The organism is Actinoplanes sp. NPDC000266 (genome assembly GCF_042899005.1).
Classification (GTDB): Bacteria; Actinomycetota; Actinomycetes; order Mycobacteriales; family Micromonosporaceae; genus Actinoplanes.
The window spans coordinates 309,967-327,888 of sequence record NZ_JBIAZI010000002.1 but is presented as its reverse complement, the minus strand read 5'-3'; the positions used below and the strand labels follow the sequence as shown (position 1 = coordinate 327,888).

General features: G+C 70.6%; 15 protein-coding genes. 7 read left to right on the top strand and 8 right to left on the bottom strand.

Annotated elements, in window-relative coordinates:
• Positions 1-82: 82 nt before the first annotated feature.
• The 3 genes from ACFY36_RS07845 to ACFY36_RS07835 all read right to left on the bottom strand — a co-directional run bounded on the left by ACFY36_RS07845 (position 83) and on the right by ACFY36_RS07835 (position 4,219).
• The gene (locus ACFY36_RS07845) at positions 83-856 is read right to left on the bottom strand and encodes an exodeoxyribonuclease III (RefSeq protein ID WP_499745149.1); all 774 of its coding nucleotides are present in this window, start codon (positions 854-856) and stop codon (positions 83-85) included.
• Positions 857-1,066: 210 nt separating this feature from the next.
• Positions 1,067-3,358, bottom strand: coding sequence for a putative bifunctional diguanylate cyclase/phosphodiesterase (locus ACFY36_RS07840; RefSeq protein ID WP_499745148.1), 2,292 nt, complete (start codon positions 3,356-3,358; stop codon positions 1,067-1,069).
• 39 nt (positions 3,359-3,397) lie between these two features.
• Positions 3,398-4,219 (bottom strand): universal stress protein, encoded by an 822-nt coding sequence (locus tag ACFY36_RS07835; RefSeq protein ID WP_499745147.1) that lies wholly within the window; start codon positions 4,217-4,219, stop codon positions 3,398-3,400.
• Between the two features lie 163 nt (positions 4,220-4,382).
• On the opposite strand from ACFY36_RS07835, the gene ACFY36_RS07830 reads away from it, so the two are divergent.
• Positions 4,383-5,666, top strand: a complete 1,284-nt coding sequence (locus ACFY36_RS07830) for a citrate synthase (protein WP_499745146.1) — start codon at positions 4,383-4,385, stop codon at positions 5,664-5,666.
• A 65-nt stretch (positions 5,667-5,731) separates the two neighbouring features.
• Entirely contained in the window at positions 5,732-7,561 is a 1,830-nt protein-coding gene (gene htpG / locus ACFY36_RS07825) for a molecular chaperone HtpG (protein ID WP_499745145.1), read from the top strand.
• On the opposite strand, the gene ACFY36_RS07820 is transcribed toward htpG, so the two are convergent.
• A complete protein-coding gene (locus ACFY36_RS07820) occupies positions 7,558-8,154 on the bottom strand; it encodes a TetR family transcriptional regulator (RefSeq protein ID WP_499745144.1) in 597 nt (198 codons plus the stop codon). The two genes, htpG and ACFY36_RS07820, sit on opposite strands and share 4 nt — an antisense overlap.
• Complete coding sequence (locus ACFY36_RS07815) at positions 8,151-9,635, bottom strand: MFS transporter (protein ID WP_499745143.1); 1,485 nt, start codon at positions 9,633-9,635, stop codon at positions 8,151-8,153. The genes ACFY36_RS07820 and ACFY36_RS07815 overlap by 4 nt, the downstream gene beginning before the upstream one ends.
• Before the next feature lie 130 nt (positions 9,636-9,765).
• Here ACFY36_RS07815 and ACFY36_RS07810 point away from each other — a divergent pair, with 130 nt between their 5' ends.
• Positions 9,766-9,921, top strand: coding sequence for a hypothetical protein (locus ACFY36_RS07810; RefSeq protein WP_360253732.1), 156 nt, complete (start codon positions 9,766-9,768; stop codon positions 9,919-9,921).
• Complete coding sequence (locus ACFY36_RS07805; protein ID WP_499745142.1) at positions 9,921-10,268, top strand: EVE domain-containing protein; 348 nt, start codon at positions 9,921-9,923, stop codon at positions 10,266-10,268. The genes ACFY36_RS07810 and ACFY36_RS07805 overlap by 1 nt, the downstream gene beginning before the upstream one ends.
• Here ACFY36_RS07805 and ACFY36_RS07800 read toward each other — a convergent pair.
• Positions 10,265-11,884, bottom strand: a complete 1,620-nt coding sequence (locus ACFY36_RS07800) for an FUSC family protein (protein WP_499745141.1) — start codon at positions 11,882-11,884, stop codon at positions 10,265-10,267. The genes ACFY36_RS07805 and ACFY36_RS07800 overlap by 4 nt on opposite strands.
• A gap of 59 nt (positions 11,885-11,943) precedes the next feature.
• Here ACFY36_RS07800 and ACFY36_RS07795 point away from each other — a divergent pair, with 59 nt between their 5' ends.
• Positions 11,944-13,374: a GntT/GntP/DsdX family permease gene (locus tag ACFY36_RS07795; protein ID WP_499745140.1), complete on the top strand. Its 1,431-nt coding sequence runs from the start codon at positions 11,944-11,946 to the stop codon at positions 13,372-13,374.
• Positions 13,375-13,385: 11 nt separating this feature from the next.
• On the opposite strand, the gene ACFY36_RS07790 is transcribed toward ACFY36_RS07795, so the two are convergent.
• Positions 13,386-13,826 (bottom strand): hypothetical protein, encoded by a 441-nt coding sequence (locus ACFY36_RS07790; RefSeq protein ID WP_499745139.1) that lies wholly within the window; start codon positions 13,824-13,826, stop codon positions 13,386-13,388.
• A 108-nt stretch (positions 13,827-13,934) separates the two neighbouring features.
• Here ACFY36_RS07790 and ACFY36_RS07785 point away from each other — a divergent pair, with 108 nt between their 5' ends.
• Together ACFY36_RS07785 and ACFY36_RS07780 are read left to right on the top strand one after the other, a co-directional pair.
• Positions 13,935-15,722: a LamG-like jellyroll fold domain-containing protein gene (locus ACFY36_RS07785; protein ID WP_499745138.1), complete on the top strand. Its 1,788-nt coding sequence runs from the start codon at positions 13,935-13,937 to the stop codon at positions 15,720-15,722.
• Between the two features lie 146 nt (positions 15,723-15,868).
• The gene (locus tag ACFY36_RS07780) at positions 15,869-16,570 is read left to right on the top strand and encodes a hypothetical protein (RefSeq protein WP_499745137.1); all 702 of its coding nucleotides are present in this window, start codon (positions 15,869-15,871) and stop codon (positions 16,568-16,570) included.
• A 30-nt stretch (positions 16,571-16,600) separates the two neighbouring features.
• Here ACFY36_RS07780 and ACFY36_RS07775 read toward each other — a convergent pair whose 3' ends face one another.
• Positions 16,601-17,911, bottom strand: coding sequence for a serine/threonine-protein kinase (locus ACFY36_RS07775; protein ID WP_499745136.1), 1,311 nt, complete (start codon positions 17,909-17,911; stop codon positions 16,601-16,603).
• Positions 17,912-17,922 lie beyond the last annotated feature (11 nt).

The window sequence follows — 17,922 nt, the reverse complement described above, 5'->3', positions numbered from 1 at the left end:
TCCCCGCCGGATGTTTCTCTGATCAGCAGAGCCTACGTGCTTTCCGGTGGGTTGGCCGGGCGCGGCCGGGTGATCGGCGGTGTCAGTCGCCGAGGTCGACCACGATCGGCGCGTGGTCGGAGGGGCCTTTGCCCTTGCGCGCCTCGCGGTCCACCACCGCGTCTGTCACCCGTCCGGCGACCGCCGGGGTGGCGTAGACGAGATCGATCCGCATGCCCTTGTTCTGATGGAACATTCCGGCGCGGTAATCCCAATAGGTGAACGGGTGGTCGCCCTTGAGCGGGCGCGCCACCACGTCGCGGAGCCCGATGTCACGGATCGCCGCGAGCGCGTCACGCTCCGCGGGCGTGACGTGGGTGGATCCGATGAAGACGGCCGGGTCCCACACGTCGGCGTCGGTCGGCGCGACGTTGTAGTCGCCGGTGACGACGACCGGCCCGGCCGCGATCTCGGGGATCAGCGCCTCGCGCAGGGCGGCCAGCCACCGCAGCTTGTATTCGTAGTGCGGATCGTCCGGCGTACGCCCGTTCGGCACGTAGACGGAGACGAAGCGGATGCCGCCGCAGGTGGCCCCGATCGCGCGGGCCTCCGGATCCGGATAGCCCGGCTCACCGGGGAATCCCCGGCGCACGTCGTCGAGACCGGCCCGGGAGAGGATCGCGACACCGTTCCAGCGGCCTTGGCCGTACGCCGCGGTGGCGTACCCGAGCTCAGCGACCTCGTCACTGGGGAACGCGCCCTCGGCGACCTTGGTCTCCTGAAGGCACAGCACGTCGGGTTTGGTGGTGTCGAGCCACTCCAGCAGCCGCGGCAGGCGGGCCTTGACCGAGTTGACGTTCCAGGTGGCGAAGCGCATCAACCCAGGGTGCTACATATTGGGCCGGCGTGTGTGGCGGGGGCGCGCCGTGGCGAGGATCAGGGCGGCGCCGAGGCCGGCCATGAGCACGAGCAGGACGACCACGAGGCCCGACATGTCGCTCCTTTGTTACCAAGTTTGTAGCGAAACCTGACCCGAGTGTGATCCCCGTTACCAGACCCGGTCAGCGAATAATGCCCGAACGAACCCTCAACCGCCAGTGGTCTTGCCCGAATCAAGAGAACTGTGCAAAGAGGCGGCGCCCGACACGTGCCAGTGCGCGGCGAACTCCGCCGCCGGCACGGCCGGTCCCCACAGCCAGCCCTGGCCCCGGGTCACGCCGATCGCGTCCAGCACGTCACGCTGCAACCGGGTCTCGACCCCCTCGGCGATCACGGTCAGCCCCAGCGCGTAGCTCATCGCCGTCACCGCCCGCACGATCTCGTCGTCCTCGGTGCTCTGCCCGAGCCCCGTGATGAAAGAACGATCGAGCTTGACCCCGGTCACCGGGAAGCGGCGCAGATAGGACAGCGACGAGAAGCCCGTGCCGAAGTCGTCGATCAGCAGCTGCACGCCGAGCTCGCGCAGCTCGAACAGCACCCGGCCCGAGGTGCTGTCCGGGTCGACCAGCACCGACTCGGTCATCTCCAGGGCCACGCAGCGGGCCGGCACGCCGGTCTCGAGCAGCTCGGCCGAGATGATCAGCGGCAGCTCGGGGTCGGTGAGCTGGCGGGCCGACACGTTGATGGAGAGGTAGAAGTCGTCGCCGACCGTGCCGTCGCGCCGCCACTGGCCGAGCTGGCGCAGCGACTCCCGGCGTACCCAGTCGCCCAGGGTCCCGATGAGCCCGGCGTCCTCGGCGATCGGGATGAAGACGGCCGGGGAGATCGACCCGCGCTCGGGGTGCACCCAGCGGGTGAGCGCCTCGGCGCCGACCGGCACCCCGGTCTTGACCCGGACGAGCGGCTGGTACGCCACGTGCAGCTGCCCGACCTCGAGGGCGTGGCGCAGGGCCACCTCGAGCTCGATGCGCTCGCGGACCTCCTCGTGCATGGCGGCGTCGAAGATCGTGGTGTGTCCCGGCCCCTCGGACTTGGCGCGGTACATGGCGGTGTCCGCGTCACGCAGCAGGGCCTCGGTGACCTGCGGATACTTCCCGTACTCGACGGGTGCGGCCGAGGACACGCCGATCGAGGCGGTGATGGTGACGTCGATGCCGCGGATCGAGAACGGCTGGGCGAAGCAGCGGCTGATCTCGTCGGAGAGCCGCAGCGCCCCCTCACGCTCGCCGAGATAGGCCAGCGCGAACTCGTCGCCGCCGAGCGCGGCCACCGGCACCGCGGCCGGCGCGGCCGAGCGCAGCCGGCGGCTCAGCTCGATGACCAGCTGGTCGCCGGTGTCGTGGCCCCAGCTCTCGTTGACGTACTTGAAGCCGTCCAGGTCGAGCACGAACACCCAGACCCGGTGCAGGCCGCCGGGGGTGGCCCGGCCCAGCAGCCGCTCGATCTCCTCGGCCAGCATGAGGCGGTTGGGCAGGCCGGTGAGCGCGTCGTGCAGCGCCTGGTGTTCGGTGCGCAGCTGGGCCACGACCTGGGCCCGTACGGCGAAGACGGCCCGCACGAGCAGCAGCGCGGTGGCCAGCACGCCGGCCACGGCGATCGTCACCCGTTCGGCCCGGCTCGGGTCGGTGATCACCACCAGCAGCACGAACGGGGTGGCCGAGGCGGGCGCCAGCACCGCGACCCGGCGCACCGACCAGGCCTGCACGGGCGGCCGGGCCGGGCGGCTGAGCTGCACCATCGACGGGTGCAGGGCGGTGACGCCGAGCAGGGCGTAGGCGATCAGGAAGGGCACGTCGAGCAGCGGCGACGCGTACGTCTCGCCGGTCGTCCCGATGATCGCGTAGGCGGTGTCGCCCACGAAGAGCATGGTCATCGTGCCGAGCAGGGTGAACAGGCTCGGCGGCCACTGCCGCGCGGTGAAGGTCAGGTTGACCACGAGCAGCAGCAGGAGCACGTCGAAGAGCGGATAGAACGCGGCCAGCACGTTCTGGATGTCGTCGCGGTCCTGGATCTCGGCCGCCGGCGCGGCCAGCAGCAGCGCCGCGGCCAGGCCGCCGGCCAGGCAGAAGATCAGGCCGTCGAGGACGGCGTGCCGGTCGATGCTGACCCGCCAGCGCAACAGGACGACCAGGAAGGCGGCCAGCATGATGTAGCCGGGGATGGTGGCCGCGTCGGCCAGCAGCGGCAGCGGCTGCGCGAGGTCGTCGACGACCGGCCGGATCAGCACGCCGAGCAGGAAGCTGGTGGCGGCGAAGGCCATCAGCCGCCAGGCCACGCGCGGCTCGGCGCCGAAACGGCTCGGCCCGGTGAAGCAGGCCCAGATGGTGCCGGCGCCGATCGCCAGCAGGCACAGGGCATTGACCACGGAGCCCAGGTTCGCCGTGTACGCGGCCGTCGCCGCCAGCCCGGCCGCTCCGAAGAGCCGCCATTTCTCGGTCATCACTGACCAGTTCGACCTGCGAGCGGCCGGGCTGAGCGGTTACCGCGCGAGAGCGTTCCCCTTGAGCGGCTTGCGCGGGGAGGGCAGCCGGCGGCCGTGCGGGAAGACGGTCGGGCAGGCCGCGTGGTGCAGCACCTCGCGGGCGACCGACCCGATCAGGCCGGCCCCGTCGGCGCCGCGATGGCCGATGACGATCATGCGGGCGTGGCCGGACTGGCGCACGAGGGTGGGGCCGGGCGCCCCGGTGAGCACGTGCACCTCGTGGTCGTCGAGGTCGGGAACGGAGCGCACGGCCTTCTCGACGAGCTCCTGTCCCTTCCGGGGATCGGAGCAGACGTGAGCCAGATGGACGGGGACCTGGTGACGTACACCCTCTCTCGCCGCGTGCTGGAGGGCGACGAGAGAGTGAGCGGACCCGTCGACCGCGACCAGCACCGGACCGGCCGGAGGCCGCGGCCCCCGGGCCACCATGACCGGGCACCAGGCCCGGGAGACCGCCTGGACCAGCACCGACATCTCCGGAAGCCAGGGGGTCGTGGCGAGGTCGTCGTCGCCGACGACCAGCAGTTCGGCCGTGCGGCCCAGGCGCAACAGGACGCGATCGGGCGGCCCGTCGACGAGTTGTCCCGTCACGCGGACGCCGGGTGTGGAACGCTGGGCTGTGGTTATCGCCTCGTCGACCACCCGGGAGGCGGCTCGGCGGGCTCGGTCGTGATCGAGATCGGACCAGGTGAACGCGTGGACGATGCGGAGTTGACGGCCGCGTGAGAGGGCTTCGCGCGCGGCCAGGCGCACGGCGGCGAGACCGGCCGACGTGCCGGTGACTCCTACGACGACGGGCGACGGACTCGGACGACGCATGTGGTGCACCTCCGGGTTCTGATACCAACCATTATCTATGCGGGAGCGCCACTCTTCGTGATCAATCCCTCAGCAGGGAGCCGCCTGATGACCCATTCAGGTTGAGGGTTTACGGTAAACGACAAAATTCGTAGGACATCTGCCGGTGAAGCGAGGGAAATACATGACGGATGTCAAGCTCGACCATCCCGGCGGGCAACTGTCGATGTCGGTACGTGAGGCTGTCGAGGGCCCGGGTGGCATCGACGTCAGCGCCCTCCTCAAGGAGACCGGCTATGTGACCCTCGACCAGGGTTTCGTCAACACTGCCTCCACCACGTCGGCGATCACCTACATCGACGGTGACGCCGGCATCCTCCGCTACCGCGGCTACCCGATCGAGCAGCTGGCGGAGAAATCCACCTTCCTCGAGGTCTCGTACCTCTTGATGCACGACGCGCTGCCGACGCCGCAACAGCTCAAGGACTTCGGCGACAAGATCCGGGTGCACACGCTCCTGCAGGAGGAGATGCGCACCTTCTTCTCCGGCTTCCCGCGTAACGCGCACCCGATGGCCGTGCTCTCCTCGGCCACCACCGCGCTGTCCACCTTCTACCAGGACGCGCTCGACCCGCTCGACGCCGAGCAGGTCGAGATCTCGGGCATCCGCCTGATGGCGAAGCTTCCGACGATCGCCGCGTACGCGTACAAGAAGTCCATCGGCCACCCGCTGCCGTACCCGGACAACAGCCTCGACTACGTCGAGAACTTCCTGCGTATGACGTTCGGGCTGCCCACGGTGCAGTACGACGTCGACCCCAAGATCGCCAAGATCCTGGACATGCTGTTCATCCTGCACGCCGACCACGAGCAGAACTGCTCCACGTCGACCGTGCGGCTGGTCGGCTCGGCGCAGGCCAACCTGTTCGCGTCGGTGTCGGCCGGCATCAACGCCCTCTCCGGCCCGCTGCACGGCGGCGCCAACGCGGCGGTGCTCGAGATGCTCGAGCAGATCCGCAAGGACGGCGGCGACGTCAACGCGTTCGTCACCCGGGTGAAGAACAAGGAAAAAGGCGTCAAGCTCATGGGCTTCGGCCACCGGGTCTACAAGAATTACGACCCGCGTGCCGCCATCGTCAAGAAGGCGGCCAAGGAGATGCTCTCCACGCTCGACAAGCCCGACCCGCTGCTGGAGCTCGCGTTCCAGCTCGAGGAGATCGCGCTCAGCGACGACTACTTCGTCTCGCGCAAGCTCTACCCGAACGTGGACTTCTACACCGGCCTCATCTACAAGGCCATGGGCTTCCCGACCACCATGTTCACCGTGCTGTTCGCGCTGGGCCGCCTGCCCGGCTGGATCGCGCAGTGGACCGAGATGATGAACGACCCGGCCAACAAGATCGGCCGCCCGCGGCAGCTCTACACGGGCTCGCCCGAGCGCGAGTTCGTCGCGATCGACAAGCGCTGAGTTCGTACGAAGGAAGTGTGACGCCCCGCCGGATCTCCGGCGGGGCGTTTTCGTAACATCAGGGCATGGAGACGTTGGAGTTTCAAGCCGAAGCTCGGCAGTTGTTGCAGCTGATGGTCCACTCGATCTATTCGAACAAGGACATCTTCCTGCGTGAGCTGATCTCGAACGCCTCGGACGCGCTGGACAAGCTGCGCCTGGCCACCCTGCAGGACGGTCTCGAGGCCGACGCCACCGACCTGCACATCGAGATCGCCGCCGACAAAGAAGCCCGTACGCTGACCGTTCGCGACAACGGCATCGGCATGACCCGCGACGAGGTCGTCGACCTCATCGGCACCATCGCCAAGTCGGGCACGGCCGAGCTGCTGCGCAAGCTCAAGGAGGCCAAGGAGAGCCCCGAGCTGATCGGCCAGTTCGGCGTCGGCTTCTATTCGACCTTCATGGTGGCCGACCAGGTCACGCTGGTGACCCGTAAGGCCGGGACCGAGGGGCACGGCACCCGGTGGGAGTCGGCCGGCGAGGGCACCTTCACCATCGACGACGCGCCCGACGCGCCGGTCGGCACCACGGTCACCGTGCACCTGCGCCCGAAGGACGAGGAGGACGCTCTCTACGACTACACCGATGAGTGGAAGATCAAGGAGATCGTCAAGAAGTACTCGGACTTCATCTCGTTCCCCATCAAGATGGGCGACGACACGCTCAACTCGATGAAGGCGCTGTGGGCGCGGCCGCGCTCGGAGGTCTCCGACGAGGAGTACCACGAGTTCTACCGGCACATCAGCCACGACTGGTCCGAGCCGCTCGAGATCATCAACATGCGGGCCGAGGGCACCTTCGAGTACGAGGCGCTGCTGTTCCTGCCGTCGCGGGCCCCGCACGACCTGTTCCAGCGCGACTCGGCCCGCGGGCTTCAGCTCTACGTCAAGCGCGTCTTCATCATGGACGACAGCCGTGAGCTGATCCCCGACTACCTGCGCTTCGTCAAGGGCGTGGTCGACGCGGCCGACCTGTCGCTGAACATCTCCCGGGAGATCCTCCAGCAGGACCGGCACATCCAGATGATCCGCCGCCGGCTGGTCAAGAAGGTGCTGTCGACCATCAAGGACCTGCTGAACAACAACCCGGAGAAGTACGCGACGTTCTGGCGCGAGTTCGGCCGGGCGGTCAAGGAGGGCCTGCTCAACGACCAGGACAACCAGAAGGCGATCCTGGACGTGGCGACCTTCGCCTCGACCGCGGGAAGCGAGCCGACCACGCTGGCCGCCTATCTCGAGCGGATGAAGGAGGGCCAGGAGGAGATCTACTACCTCACCGGCGAGAGCCGGTCGCAGGTGGAGAACTCGCCGCACATGGAGGCCTTCCAGGCTCAGGGCTACGAGGTGCTCATCCTGACCGACCCGGTCGACGAGATCTGGGTCGAGGCCGTGCCCGACTACGACGGCAAGAAGCTCCAGTCGATCGCGCGCGGTTCCGTCGATCTTCCTTCGGAGAAGGAGACGCCGGAGCCCGAGGGTGACTTCGCTCCGCTGCTCGGCTTCCTCAAGGAGCGTCTGGAGGAGCAGGTCAAGGATGTACGTCTGTCGCACCGTCTCACCACCTCGGCCGCGTGCCTGGTGAGCGACGCCGACGACATCACCCCGACGCTGGAGAAGATGTACCGGGCGATGGGCCAGGAGGGCCCCCGGGTCAAGCGGATCCTCGAGCTGAACCCGAACCACCCGCTGGTCAGTGGCCTGCGGGCGGCCCACGAGCGGGACGCGTCGGCCGATGCTCTGCCGGAGACGGCCGAGCTTCTGTACGGCACGGCGCTGCTGGCCGAGGGCGGCGACCTGGACGACCCGGCCCGGTTCGCCAAGCTTCTGGCCGACCGGCTCGCCCGTACCGTCTAGAAGTCCCTCAGGCTGTTCTTGAGGGCGGTCAAAGCCAGCTCGATCCGGTCGAAGTCGTGCGGCTCGAAGCCGGCTCCGGGAGGACTGATCGCCAGGACGATGCCGACGAGGGCGCCCGCCACCACGCGGGCGTTCTCGTCGGTCGGCCGGCCCTCGTGTTCGGCGATGACGGCGGCCAGCAGGTCCACCGCGGCCACGGTCTGCTGCTGCTGGCGGTTGCGCAGCTCGGGAACCGCCTCGATCAGGCGCATGCGGCGGCGCTCGTTCGACCACTCCTGCTCGGTGAGGTTCTCGAAGACGCCGCGCATGCCCCGCAGGACGGCCCGCATCACAGGTACGTCGCGGGGCTGGGCCCGGATCGCCTCGACGACCAGCGGGTCGTAGTCGTCGCTGAGGATCGTGTCCTCCTTGGCCGGGAAGTACCGGAAGAACGTGCTCGGCGAGACCTCGGCCGCCTCGGCGATCTGCTCGACCGTGGTGGCCGCGTAGCCCTGCTCCTCGAACAGGCGCATCGCGGCCTCCCGGATCGCCGCCCGGGTCCTGGCCTTCTTCCGTTCGCGCAGGCCGAGCGGCACACCGGGGGACGACGTCATAGGGTCGATTCTGCCAAAGCCGCCTCGCGGGCCTCGGCCGGTGGCCGCGGCGTGCGGGCCGGCATGACGACCAGCGCGACCACCACGCCGACGGCCGCGACCGCCCCGGCCACCACCAGCGACATGTCCATGCCGTGGGTGAAGGCCCGCTGCGCCTGGGCGAGCACGCCCGGGTCGCCGAGCCGGACGGCGGTGGCGACGCCGTCGGCCACCGAGTCGGGGACACCGGCCCGGTAGCCGGCGCTCACGACAGTGCCCAGCACGGCCACCCCGATCGCGCCGCCGACCTGGCGCATGGTCTGCAGCACGGCGTTGCCGACGCCGCCGCGCTCGGGGGAGAGGGCGCCGAGCGCGGCGTCCAGCGAGGGAGGCATGGTGAGGCCCAGCCCGAGCCCGGCCAGGGTGATCCACACGGCGATGAATCCGTATCCGCTGGACACGCCGGTCCGCGCGCCGAGGAACGACGCCGCTGAGATCAGAACGAGGCCGAGAGCGATTGTCGTACGAGCGGACAGGCGCGACCGGAGCGTGTCGGCTCCCCGCGCGCCCACGACGAGGCCGCCGATCACCGGCAGCAGGCGCAGACCGGAGCCGAACGCGTCGTGGCCGCCCACCGCCGCGAAGAACTGCGGCAGTGTGAACAGCAGGCCGAGCATCGCGAAGCTGGCGATCGTGGCCAGTACGCCACCGCCGGTGAAGGCCCGCGACCGGAAGAGCCCGAGGTCGACCAGCGGCTCCGCGGCGCGGCGCTGCCAGAGGACGAAGCCGGCCAGCAGCACGAGCCCGGCGGCGATCGTGACCAGCGAGCGCGCGTCGGACCAGCCGCGGTCACCGACGGAGATGACGCCGTATGTCACCGCGACCAGCCCGGCCGCCGACAGAACCAGGCCGAGCCGGTCGAGCCGGCCGCTCTCACCGCGCGACTCCGGCAGCCACAGGGTCAGCGCGACGACGCCGACGACCACGACCGGCACGTTGATCAGGAAGACCGAGCCCCACCAGAAGTGGTCGAGCAGCCAGCCGCCGAGCAGCGGGCCGAGCGGGATGCCGAGCGCGCTGGCGGTCACCCAGATCGACATGGCCCGGGGCCGGGACTCCTTGTCGAACAGGGTGGTCAGGACGGCCCCGGACAGCGGCATGATCACGGCTGCGCCGAGGCCGAGCACGGCCCGGGCGGCGATCAGCTGGCCCGAGTTCTGCGCGTAGGCGCAGGCCACCGAGGCGGCCCCGAACAGCGTCAGGGCGCCGACGAGCATGCGCTTGCGGCCCAGCCGGTCGCCGAGCAGGCCGGCCGGGAGCAGGGCGGCCGCCAGGACCAGCAGATAGGCGGTGGTGAACCACTGGAGGTCACCGGTGGAGGCGGACAGATCGCGGGCGAGCGTGGGCAGGGCGACGCTCAGCACCGTGGTGTCGAGGCCGACGGCCAGCGTGCTCAGCGCCAGCGCCGCGAGGGCGTACCAACGCGAAGTGGAAGTAACCATGTTTTGACAGTAGCTCTCACTTCATAGTGACTGTCAAGTTCTGTGAGCAACGCGCGGGTGAAGTTCCGGCAAGTTCGTGCGCCGGCGTGCCACGATCATGTAGTCGGCGCGCGGGAAGGGAGCCGAGCTCATGAAGAAGGCCCTCGGCTGGATCGTGCTCATCCTGGTGATCTTCTATATCGGCACCAATCCGGGCCCGGCCGCGGACATCGCCCAGGGCATCGGCGACGGCATCGCCGAGGTCTTCCGCAACGTCGGCGTCTTCGTCCGCGAACTAGCCACCTGATGTCCCACTGGCTCCTCCAGCACGATCCGGCCCGCGGCGACTGCGGCGACGGCGACTGGACGGTCCGGCGCTACCGCGACCGGATCGCCGAGGGCGACGAGGTCGCCCTCTGGCACAGTGGCCGGGCGGGCGGCGTGGTCGCGCTCGGCGTGATCGTCGCGGCTCCCCACGAGACCCCGGGCGGAACCGTCGTGGGCGTCCGCTTCGACCGCCGGCAGAGCATCCCGCGCGCCGACCTCAAAGCCGACGACCGCTTTCGTCAGGCCCTGATCCTGCGCATGCCGGCCGGCGGCAACCCGTTCCCCCTCGGCCCCGGCGAGTGGAAGGCCATCACCGACCGGCTCTAGAGCGCCGCCAGGGAGGCCCGGGCCGACTGCTCGGCTGCCAGGACCCGGGCGGTGACCTCGGGTTTCAGGCCGGGCTCGCCGGCCGCCACGTCGTAGGCCTCCCGAAGAGTGGCGACCAGGAGCGCGAGTCGTCTCGCCTCCAGCATGGGGTCGCCGGGGTCGTTGCGGAGGGTCTCGGTGCCGGCCTCGACGGCGGCGATGGCTTCGTCGAGGTGGCGGTCGGCGGCGCGGTTGCGGACCAGCGCGGCGGCGGCCAGGCCGAGCAGGCTGCCCAGGACGGTCTGGACGAGACGGTCGCCGATGAGGTCGAGGGACGGGGTCTCGTGGCCGAGCTCGCCGACCAACAGGGCCAGGGGAGTGATGGCGAGCATGGCCAGGCCGTAGTTGCGGATGACCAGCAGCTCGGCGATCACCTGGGCCAGCACGATGCCTGCGACCATCACCCAGGGGCCGCCGGGCACGGACACGACCACGCCGGCGATCAGCAGACCGAGGATGGTGCCGCCGGCGCGCTGGACGGCCTTCTGCGCGGAAAGGCGCAGGGAAGCCGTCTGGAGAACCGCCACCGCGGAGACGGCCGCCCAGTACGGATGGTGCAAACCGGTGACCTGCACGAGTGCGCCCGCGGCGACCCCGGCCATCAGCGCGCCGGACGCGACACGCGCGGCCGCCGGCCAGAGCGGCCGCCGGGGCGCACCGGGTCCCGGAGGAGGCGGTTCGCGCAGCACGAGGGCGACCAGCCGGCGCTCGGCGATCCGCGCGTCCTCGGCCGGGGTCGCGCTCAGCCGGGGGATGGGCCCGCGCGGTTTGATCCGGGCGGCGAGGGCCCGCAGCTGGGCCGCCGCCTCGGCGGTGTGCCCGTGCAACCCGCTGAGCTCGGTCTCCGCATGCGCCACGAGGATCTCCTCGGCCCGCAACTCGTCGCCCTGCTTCCCGGGCGGTGACGCTGCCCAGCGGCCGGCGGCGACGGCACGCCAGGCCCGGTCGACGGCCAGGGCGGCCTGCTGGCGTGCCTGGAGACCGGCGGGGCCGGGCGGGGCGGTGTGCAGGGCCGCGGCGGCTCTCAAGGCGCGGGCCACGGCCAGGCGGCGTGGGGCGTCGGGTGTGACCAGAGCGCCGGACATGACGATCAGCCAGGCGACGGCGGCCGCGGCGGCGGCCAGGGCGGCGTTGCGCGGGATCGAGGCGGCCGTCGCGGGCATGGCGCTGGACACGGCGGCGGCGAACGTGAACATGAGGCCGGCCGGCGGGCCCACCCGGTAGCGGTTGCAGAGCAGCGTCGCCGCGGCCCCGATCAGGGCTGTCACGCCGACGCCGACGATCTCGGGGTGTGGGGCCAGGGCGGCCAGCGTGCCGAGCGTGACGCAGAGGACGAGGCCGGCCGCGCCGCACGCCAGGATCGCCGCGCGGCGCCGGTAGGGCTCGTCGCGGCCGTACAGAGCCGTGAACGCGCCGAACGTGGCGGCGCCGGCCCAGCCCGTACGGCCGGAAGCGACCAGGACGACCAGCGGGACCGCCACCGCCAGGCCCGCGCGGAGCGCGAAAGCCCACGCCGCGTCGGCCGGGCGGATCCGGACCGCGGCGCGCAGGTCCTGAGGAACGGTACCGACACTCACCGGGTCCGACATTACCCAGCCAAGATTGAAAACCGTTCGCCTTGGGTAACCGGCCGGAAATGACGCCCCTCGCCGCCGAGGCCATCACGGACGCCGGCACCAGTCAGCTGGTACTGGCCGCCGTGCTCGGGATCATCGCCGTCGTTCTGCTCATCGCCTGGGCGAAGTTCCATCCCTTCCTCGCTCTGATCATCGGCTCGGCCGTGCTCGGTCTCGTCGCCGGCGCGTCGGCGAGCGCCACCATCAAGTCCTTCACCGCCGGGCTCGGCAGCACCACCGGCAGCGTCGGCGTGCTGATCGCGCTCGGCGCGATGATCGGCGCGCTGCTGGCCGACTCCGGCGGCGCCGACGGCATCGTGAACCGGATCGTCAACAGCGTCTCCGGCTCGGCCCTGCCGTGGGCCATGGCCGGGGTCGCGGCGCTGATCGGCCTGCCGCTGTTCTTCGAGGTCGGCGTCGTGCTGCTGGTGCCGATCGTGCTGCTGGTGGCCCGGCGTACGGACATCGGTCTTCTCCGGATCGGCATCCCGGCCCTGGCCGGCCTCTCGGTGCTGCACGGCCTGGTGCCACCGCACCCGGGACCGCTGGTCGCGATCTCCAACCTGAACGCCGACCTCGGCCTGACGCTGCTGTTCGGCATCATCTGCGCCATCCCGACCGTGATCATCGCCGGGCCGGTGTTCGGCAACTTCATCGCCAAGCGGGTGCCGTTGCAGGTGCCGGCCCTGGTCGGCGCCACCCCGGCGGCCGGTGGATCGGGCATCTCGACCGGCGACGACCTGGGCGACGTGGTGGAGGACAAGGGCGCGCCGCGGCCGACCCGCAACCCCGGCTTCTGGCCGGCCGTCCTCACCGTCCTGGTGCCGATCGTGCTCATGCTGGCCCGCGCCATCGCCGAGCTCACCCTGGACGAGGGCAACGGCGTCCGGTCGGCCCTGGAGACCATCGGCGAGCCGATCGTGGCCCTGCTTGCGGGCGTGCTCATCGCGATGTACACGCTGGGCAAGCGGGCCGGCTTCAACCGTCAGCAGACCTCGGCCGTGGTCGGTGGCGCCCTTCCGCCGGTCGCCGGCATCCTGCTCATCGTCGCCGCCGGCGGCGGCTTCAAGCAGGTGCTGGTCGACGCGGGCGTCGGCAACGTGGTGGCCGACGCCGCTCAGGACGCGAACATCAACGCGCTGCTGCTGGGCTGGCTGGTCGCGGTCGGCATCCGGGTCGCGACGGGCTCGGCCACGGTCGCGACGATCACCGCCGCCGGCATCGTGGCCCCGCTGGCCACGACGCTCGACAAGCCCGAGGTGGCGTTGCTGGCGCTGGCCATCGGCAGCGGCTCGCTCTTCTTCTCGCACGTCAACGACGCCGGGTTCTGGCTGGTCAAGGAATACTTCGGGATGACCGTGGGCCAGACCATCAAGACCTGGTCGGTGATGGAGACGATCATCTCGGTGGTCGGCTTCGTCTGCGTGATGCTGCTCAGCCTGGTCGTTTAGGGCCTCGTCGTTCAGGCTCCGCACTTCCCGTCGAGCTTCTGGCCGACGGTCTGGAAGTCGCCCTTGACGTACGCCGCCGGGTCGCTCAGCTGCGCCCCGGCGGTGAGGTCGCCCGAGATGTCCTGCAGCGCGCTCTTGAGGGCGGGCTCGGTCGTGCGGGCGACCTCGGCGTCGACCTGCGCGGCCATGTCGGTGAAGGTCTGCTTCATCTTCGCCTTGGCCTCGTCGCCGGAGTTGGCCAGCAGCGGCGCCAGCTGGAGAGCGCCGTCGGTCAGTGTCTTGTAGACCGTCGTGCAGACGTACTTGGGCACGCCGGCCGACTCCGACGGCGTCGGGTTGATGCTGACCGGAGCCCGCACCGCCTCGGGCGCGATGTCGATCTCGCATCCGGCGGCCAGGGCCGCCGTCGCGACCAGGGCGAGGGGCAGCAGCAGGCGGCGGCGTCGAGGCACGGCATTCTCCCTTTTCGATTCCGTACGCAGGAAGCATAGTGGCCGCCGTCACGGCCGCCACCCGGCCGGCGCCGCAACCTCGTACAAAAAGGCTAGTTAACGACCAATGTGCGCAACCTCCGAAAAAGTGCCGTCCTCGCGATCGCCGGCGTCGTAGTCGCCGCCGGCGCCGCCCTCGCCGGGGTCGTCACCTCCGAGCCCTCCGCCGCCCCCTCGTTCAACGGCCCGGTCTACGCGGTCGTCTACCGCGGTGACACCGTCTACGTGGGAGGCAACTTCACCACCGCGATCATCGGCGGCCGCAACGTGGCGCGCACCCGTCTCGCGGCCTTCAACGCCCGCACCGGCGCGCTGCTCGACTGGCAGCCCAGCGCCGACGCCAACGTCCGCGCGCTGGCCGTGGCCGGCGACGTGGTCTACGCGGCCGGCGACTTCGACGTGGTGAACGGCGAGGCCCGCGACGCGGTGGCCGGCATCGGCGCCACCAGCGGCCTGCTCACCACCATGCGCCACTCGGTGACCGGCCAGCCGAACGCCCTGGCCACCGGCAACGGCCGCCTCTACCTGGCCGGCCGCCTCTCCGCGGTGGACGGTGTGCCGCGGGCCAACCTGGCCGCCTTCACGCTGAGCACCGGCGCGCTGGACGCGTGGGCGCCCTCGGCCGACGACACCGTCAACGCTCTCGCCGTCACCAACGACCGCGTCTACGTGGGCGGCCGCTTCCACCGGACCAACAACGTCAAGTCGACCATCCGGCTCGCCGCGATCGACCCGGCGACCGGGGTCACCGACGCCTCCTTCGTCCCCAAGCCGGTCTCGCAGGTCTTCGCCCTGGCCGCCGACGCCAACGGGGTCTACGCCGCGCTCGGTGGGCAGGGCGGGCGCGCGGTCGCGTACACGAAGGCCGGTGCCACCCGCTGGACCCGCGTCTTCGACGGCGACGCCCAGGCCATCGCCGTGCTCGACGGCGTCACCTACGTCGGCGGCCACTTCGACAAGGCCTGCACGACCAGCAACAACGGCGTCCGCGGCGTCTGCACCGACGGCTCGGTGACCCGGGGCAAGCTGGCCGCGGTCGACGCGCAGGGCAACCTGCTCGAATGGGCCCCGCAGGCCAACGGCGTGGCCGGCACCAGGCAGATCGCCACCAGCCCCGCGCTCGGCTCGATCAGCGCGGCCGGCGACTTCACCACCGTCAACGCGGTCCCGCGCAAGCGCTACGCGGCCTTCAACGGGGTGTCGCCGCGTGAGGAGGGCGGTCCCGCGACCGGCCCGGTGGCCTCGTACAACTTCGACACGACGATCGCCGACGGCACCTTCGACGACGGCTCCGGCCACGGTCACCTGCTGCGGGCCGTGATGCGCGACGGCGGCAAGGTCGCCATGACCCCGCACGGCGCCGGCCAAGCCCTCTCGTTCCCGCCCGGCTGCTCGGAGCAGGCCTGCCCCAAGCTGGTGCTCCAGGCCGCCGGCACGCCGGATCTCAACCCTTCGGACAAGCCTTTCCGGTACGGCGCCACGGTGCGCGCGGGCACGACCGCGACCAGCCAGAACGTCCTCCAGAAGGGCGTCGCCGGCGCCGGTGGCCAGTACAAGCTCCAGTTCGACGGCGCCACCGGCAAGCCGAGCTGCGTGCTGAGCGGCAAGGACGGCGGCGCCTATGTCGCCCGCAGCCGAGAGTCGATCAAGGACGATGACTGGCACACCATCGAGTGCCGCCGCACCGGGCCCACCCTCGCCATCGTCGTCGACGACCAGGTCCAGGCCACCTCGGCCGTGCCCGGGGAACTCTCCATCGTGAGCGCTCAGCCGTTCACCCTCGGCGGCAAGGGCGTGGGAAAGAACAACGACCAGTTCCACGGGTCGCTCGACGACGTCTGGATCCACATCGGCTGACGGGTGTCTCCTCGGTGACAGTGGGTCACCCGATGGAGGCGAGGCTCGCGGGTGGCCGGTGGTGGCCGCTGGTCTGAATGATTACCATCGGCCCCGGGTACTGCTAGTCTGCCCGCCGTTGTCTACGCAGCGTGAGGAGCTGACGCATGGCCGACTGGATCCTGGTCCCGTGCCTGGTGAAGCTGCGGTCCGAGTTCAACACCATCGCGCCCAACCGCGACAAGACCAGCGACGGCTCGATCGGTGACACCGCACATCAGGCGACGCAGTCGGACCACAACGACGACGAGGTCGGCAACGTGCCGATCCGCGACGCCGACAAGATCCACGAAGTGCACGCGATCGACGTCGACGTCGATCTGCGTGAGCCGGGCCTGACCATGGAGGCCGTGGTGCAGTTCCTCCTCAAGCGATGCCGTTCCGGCGCCGAGAAGAGGCTGCGCTACATCATCTTCAACCGCCGCATCTGGCAGCAGAGCAACGGCTGGAAGCAGCAGTCGTACAGCGGAAGCAACCCGCACGACCATCACGCGCACTTCTCGTCGTCGTACACCACGTCCCACGAGGCCTCGACGGCTTCCTGGCATCTGGAGGACATTCCCGTGGCTCTCACTTCCTCTGACAAGTCCTGGATCTCGGGTGAGATCAACAAGGTGGAAGAGCGCGTCTGGGACTACCGCCTGCGCAACCCGTACACCAACGTGAACCAAGCCGCCTCCGACTTCCAGCGGTACGCGCCGAGCAAGCAGCCGCTGAACGATCTGTCCCGCCAGATCGCCGAGCTGAGCGAGCAGGTCGCCCAGCTGCAGAAGCAAGTGGCGGCGCTGACGATGGTCCAAGTGGACTGAACCAGAAAAGGGGGCCCCGGCCCCCTTTTCTCATTCCCCGGCGCCGGCCGGGGTGCTCGCGTTCTCCTCGGGGCCCTCGGTCTCCTCCGGAGGGGTGGTGGTCTCCTCCGGCGCCGACGTCTCCGGTTCCGAGGGTTCCGACTCGTCCGAGCTGGGCGACGTCGAGGTGGTCACCGGCGCCGACGGCGTGGTGGTCGCGGGCACCGGCTGCTGCGGCCGGGAGGTCGCCGGGTTCGACGTCCGCCTCGGCGCGCTGGTCGCCGGTCTGACCGGCGCGTTGCCGGTGCCGGCCGAGGCCGGCGAGGTGGCCGACGGCTGGGTGCCCGACGGGGTCTCCTTGTCGTCGTCCGGCCAGGTGAGGGCCAGCGCCACGCCGGCCGCGGCCAGGACCAGAACCGCCACCGCGGCCGCGATCCACGGCGTACGGCTGCGGGATTTCGATCGTTCTTGTTGGCCGGGAAGCGCGGCCGTGGTCGCGGCCGGGGGAGTGGCGATCGCGGCCAGGACCGTCGTCGTGTCGACGCCGGCGAGGATCTGATCGGCCGCGCCGGCCATCGCCGCGGCCGACGCGAACCGGTCCTGCGGCCGTTTGGCCATCGCCCGCATGACCAGCGCCCGCACCGCCGGGGGAATGTCGTCCGGCAGCGGCGGTGGCGGCTCGTTGAGGTGCTGCATGGCGATGGCGACCGGGTTGTCGCCCAGGAAGGGCGGATGACCGGCCAGGCAGTGGTACGCGACGACGCCCAGCGCGTACACGTCCACGGCCGGGGTGATCGCCTCCTTCGACACCTGCTCGGGCGCGATGTACATGGCCGTGCCGACGACCTCGCCGGCCGCGGTCATGGTCGCCGTGTCGGCCTGGCGGGCCACCCCGAAGTCGACCAGCACGACCGTGCCGTCCGGCTTGATGATCAGGTTGCCCGGCTTGACGTCGCGGTGCACGATGCCGGCCCGGTGCGCCGCCTCGAGCGCGCGCCCGGCCTGCGACACCACCGACAGCGTCTCGTCGGCGCTCAGCCGGCCGCGCGCGGCGATCCGCTGGTTGAGCGGCTCGCCCTCGACCCGGGCCATCACGATGAAGGCGTCGGTGCCGCCCGCGGTCTCGCCGAAGTCGTAGACGTCGGCCACGCCCGGATGGTGCAGCGCGGCCATGGCCCGCGCCTCGTTGCGGAACCGCGTCTGGAAGCTGGGGTCGCCGGCGCGGTCGGCGTGCAGCGTCTTGACCGCGACGTCCCGGCCGAGCACCGTGTCGGTGCCCCGCCAGACCTCGCCCATGCCACCGGCGGCGATCCTCTCGTCGAGACGATAACGACCGCCGTACATCTCTCCCGCGGAAGGCATAGCTCTCCTCT

Coding starts and splice junctions, on each gene's coding strand:
- ACFY36_RS07845 (WP_499745149.1), bottom strand. CDS start 856: ATGCGCTTCGCCACCTGGAACGTCAACTCGGTCAAGGCCCGCCTGCCG.
- ACFY36_RS07840 (WP_499745148.1), bottom strand. CDS start 3,358: ATGACCGAGAAATGGCGGCTCTTCGGAGCGGCCGGGCTGGCGGCGACG.
- ACFY36_RS07835 (WP_499745147.1), bottom strand. CDS start 4,219: ATGCGTCGTCCGAGTCCGTCGCCCGTCGTCGTAGGAGTCACCGGCACG.
- ACFY36_RS07830 (WP_499745146.1), top strand. CDS start 4,383: ATGACGGATGTCAAGCTCGACCATCCCGGCGGGCAACTGTCGATGTCG.
- htpG (WP_499745145.1), top strand. CDS start 5,732: ATGGAGACGTTGGAGTTTCAAGCCGAAGCTCGGCAGTTGTTGCAGCTG.
- ACFY36_RS07820 (WP_499745144.1), bottom strand. CDS start 8,154: ATGACGTCGTCCCCCGGTGTGCCGCTCGGCCTGCGCGAACGGAAGAAG.
- ACFY36_RS07815 (WP_499745143.1), bottom strand. CDS start 9,635: ATGGTTACTTCCACTTCGCGTTGGTACGCCCTCGCGGCGCTGGCGCTG.
- ACFY36_RS07810 (WP_360253732.1), top strand. CDS start 9,766: ATGAAGAAGGCCCTCGGCTGGATCGTGCTCATCCTGGTGATCTTCTAT.
- ACFY36_RS07805 (WP_499745142.1), top strand. CDS start 9,921: ATGTCCCACTGGCTCCTCCAGCACGATCCGGCCCGCGGCGACTGCGGC.
- ACFY36_RS07795 (WP_499745140.1), top strand. CDS start 11,944: ATGACGCCCCTCGCCGCCGAGGCCATCACGGACGCCGGCACCAGTCAG.
- ACFY36_RS07780 (WP_499745137.1), top strand. CDS start 15,869: ATGGCCGACTGGATCCTGGTCCCGTGCCTGGTGAAGCTGCGGTCCGAG.
- ACFY36_RS07775 (WP_499745136.1), bottom strand. CDS start 17,911: ATGCCTTCCGCGGGAGAGATGTACGGCGGTCGTTATCGTCTCGACGAG.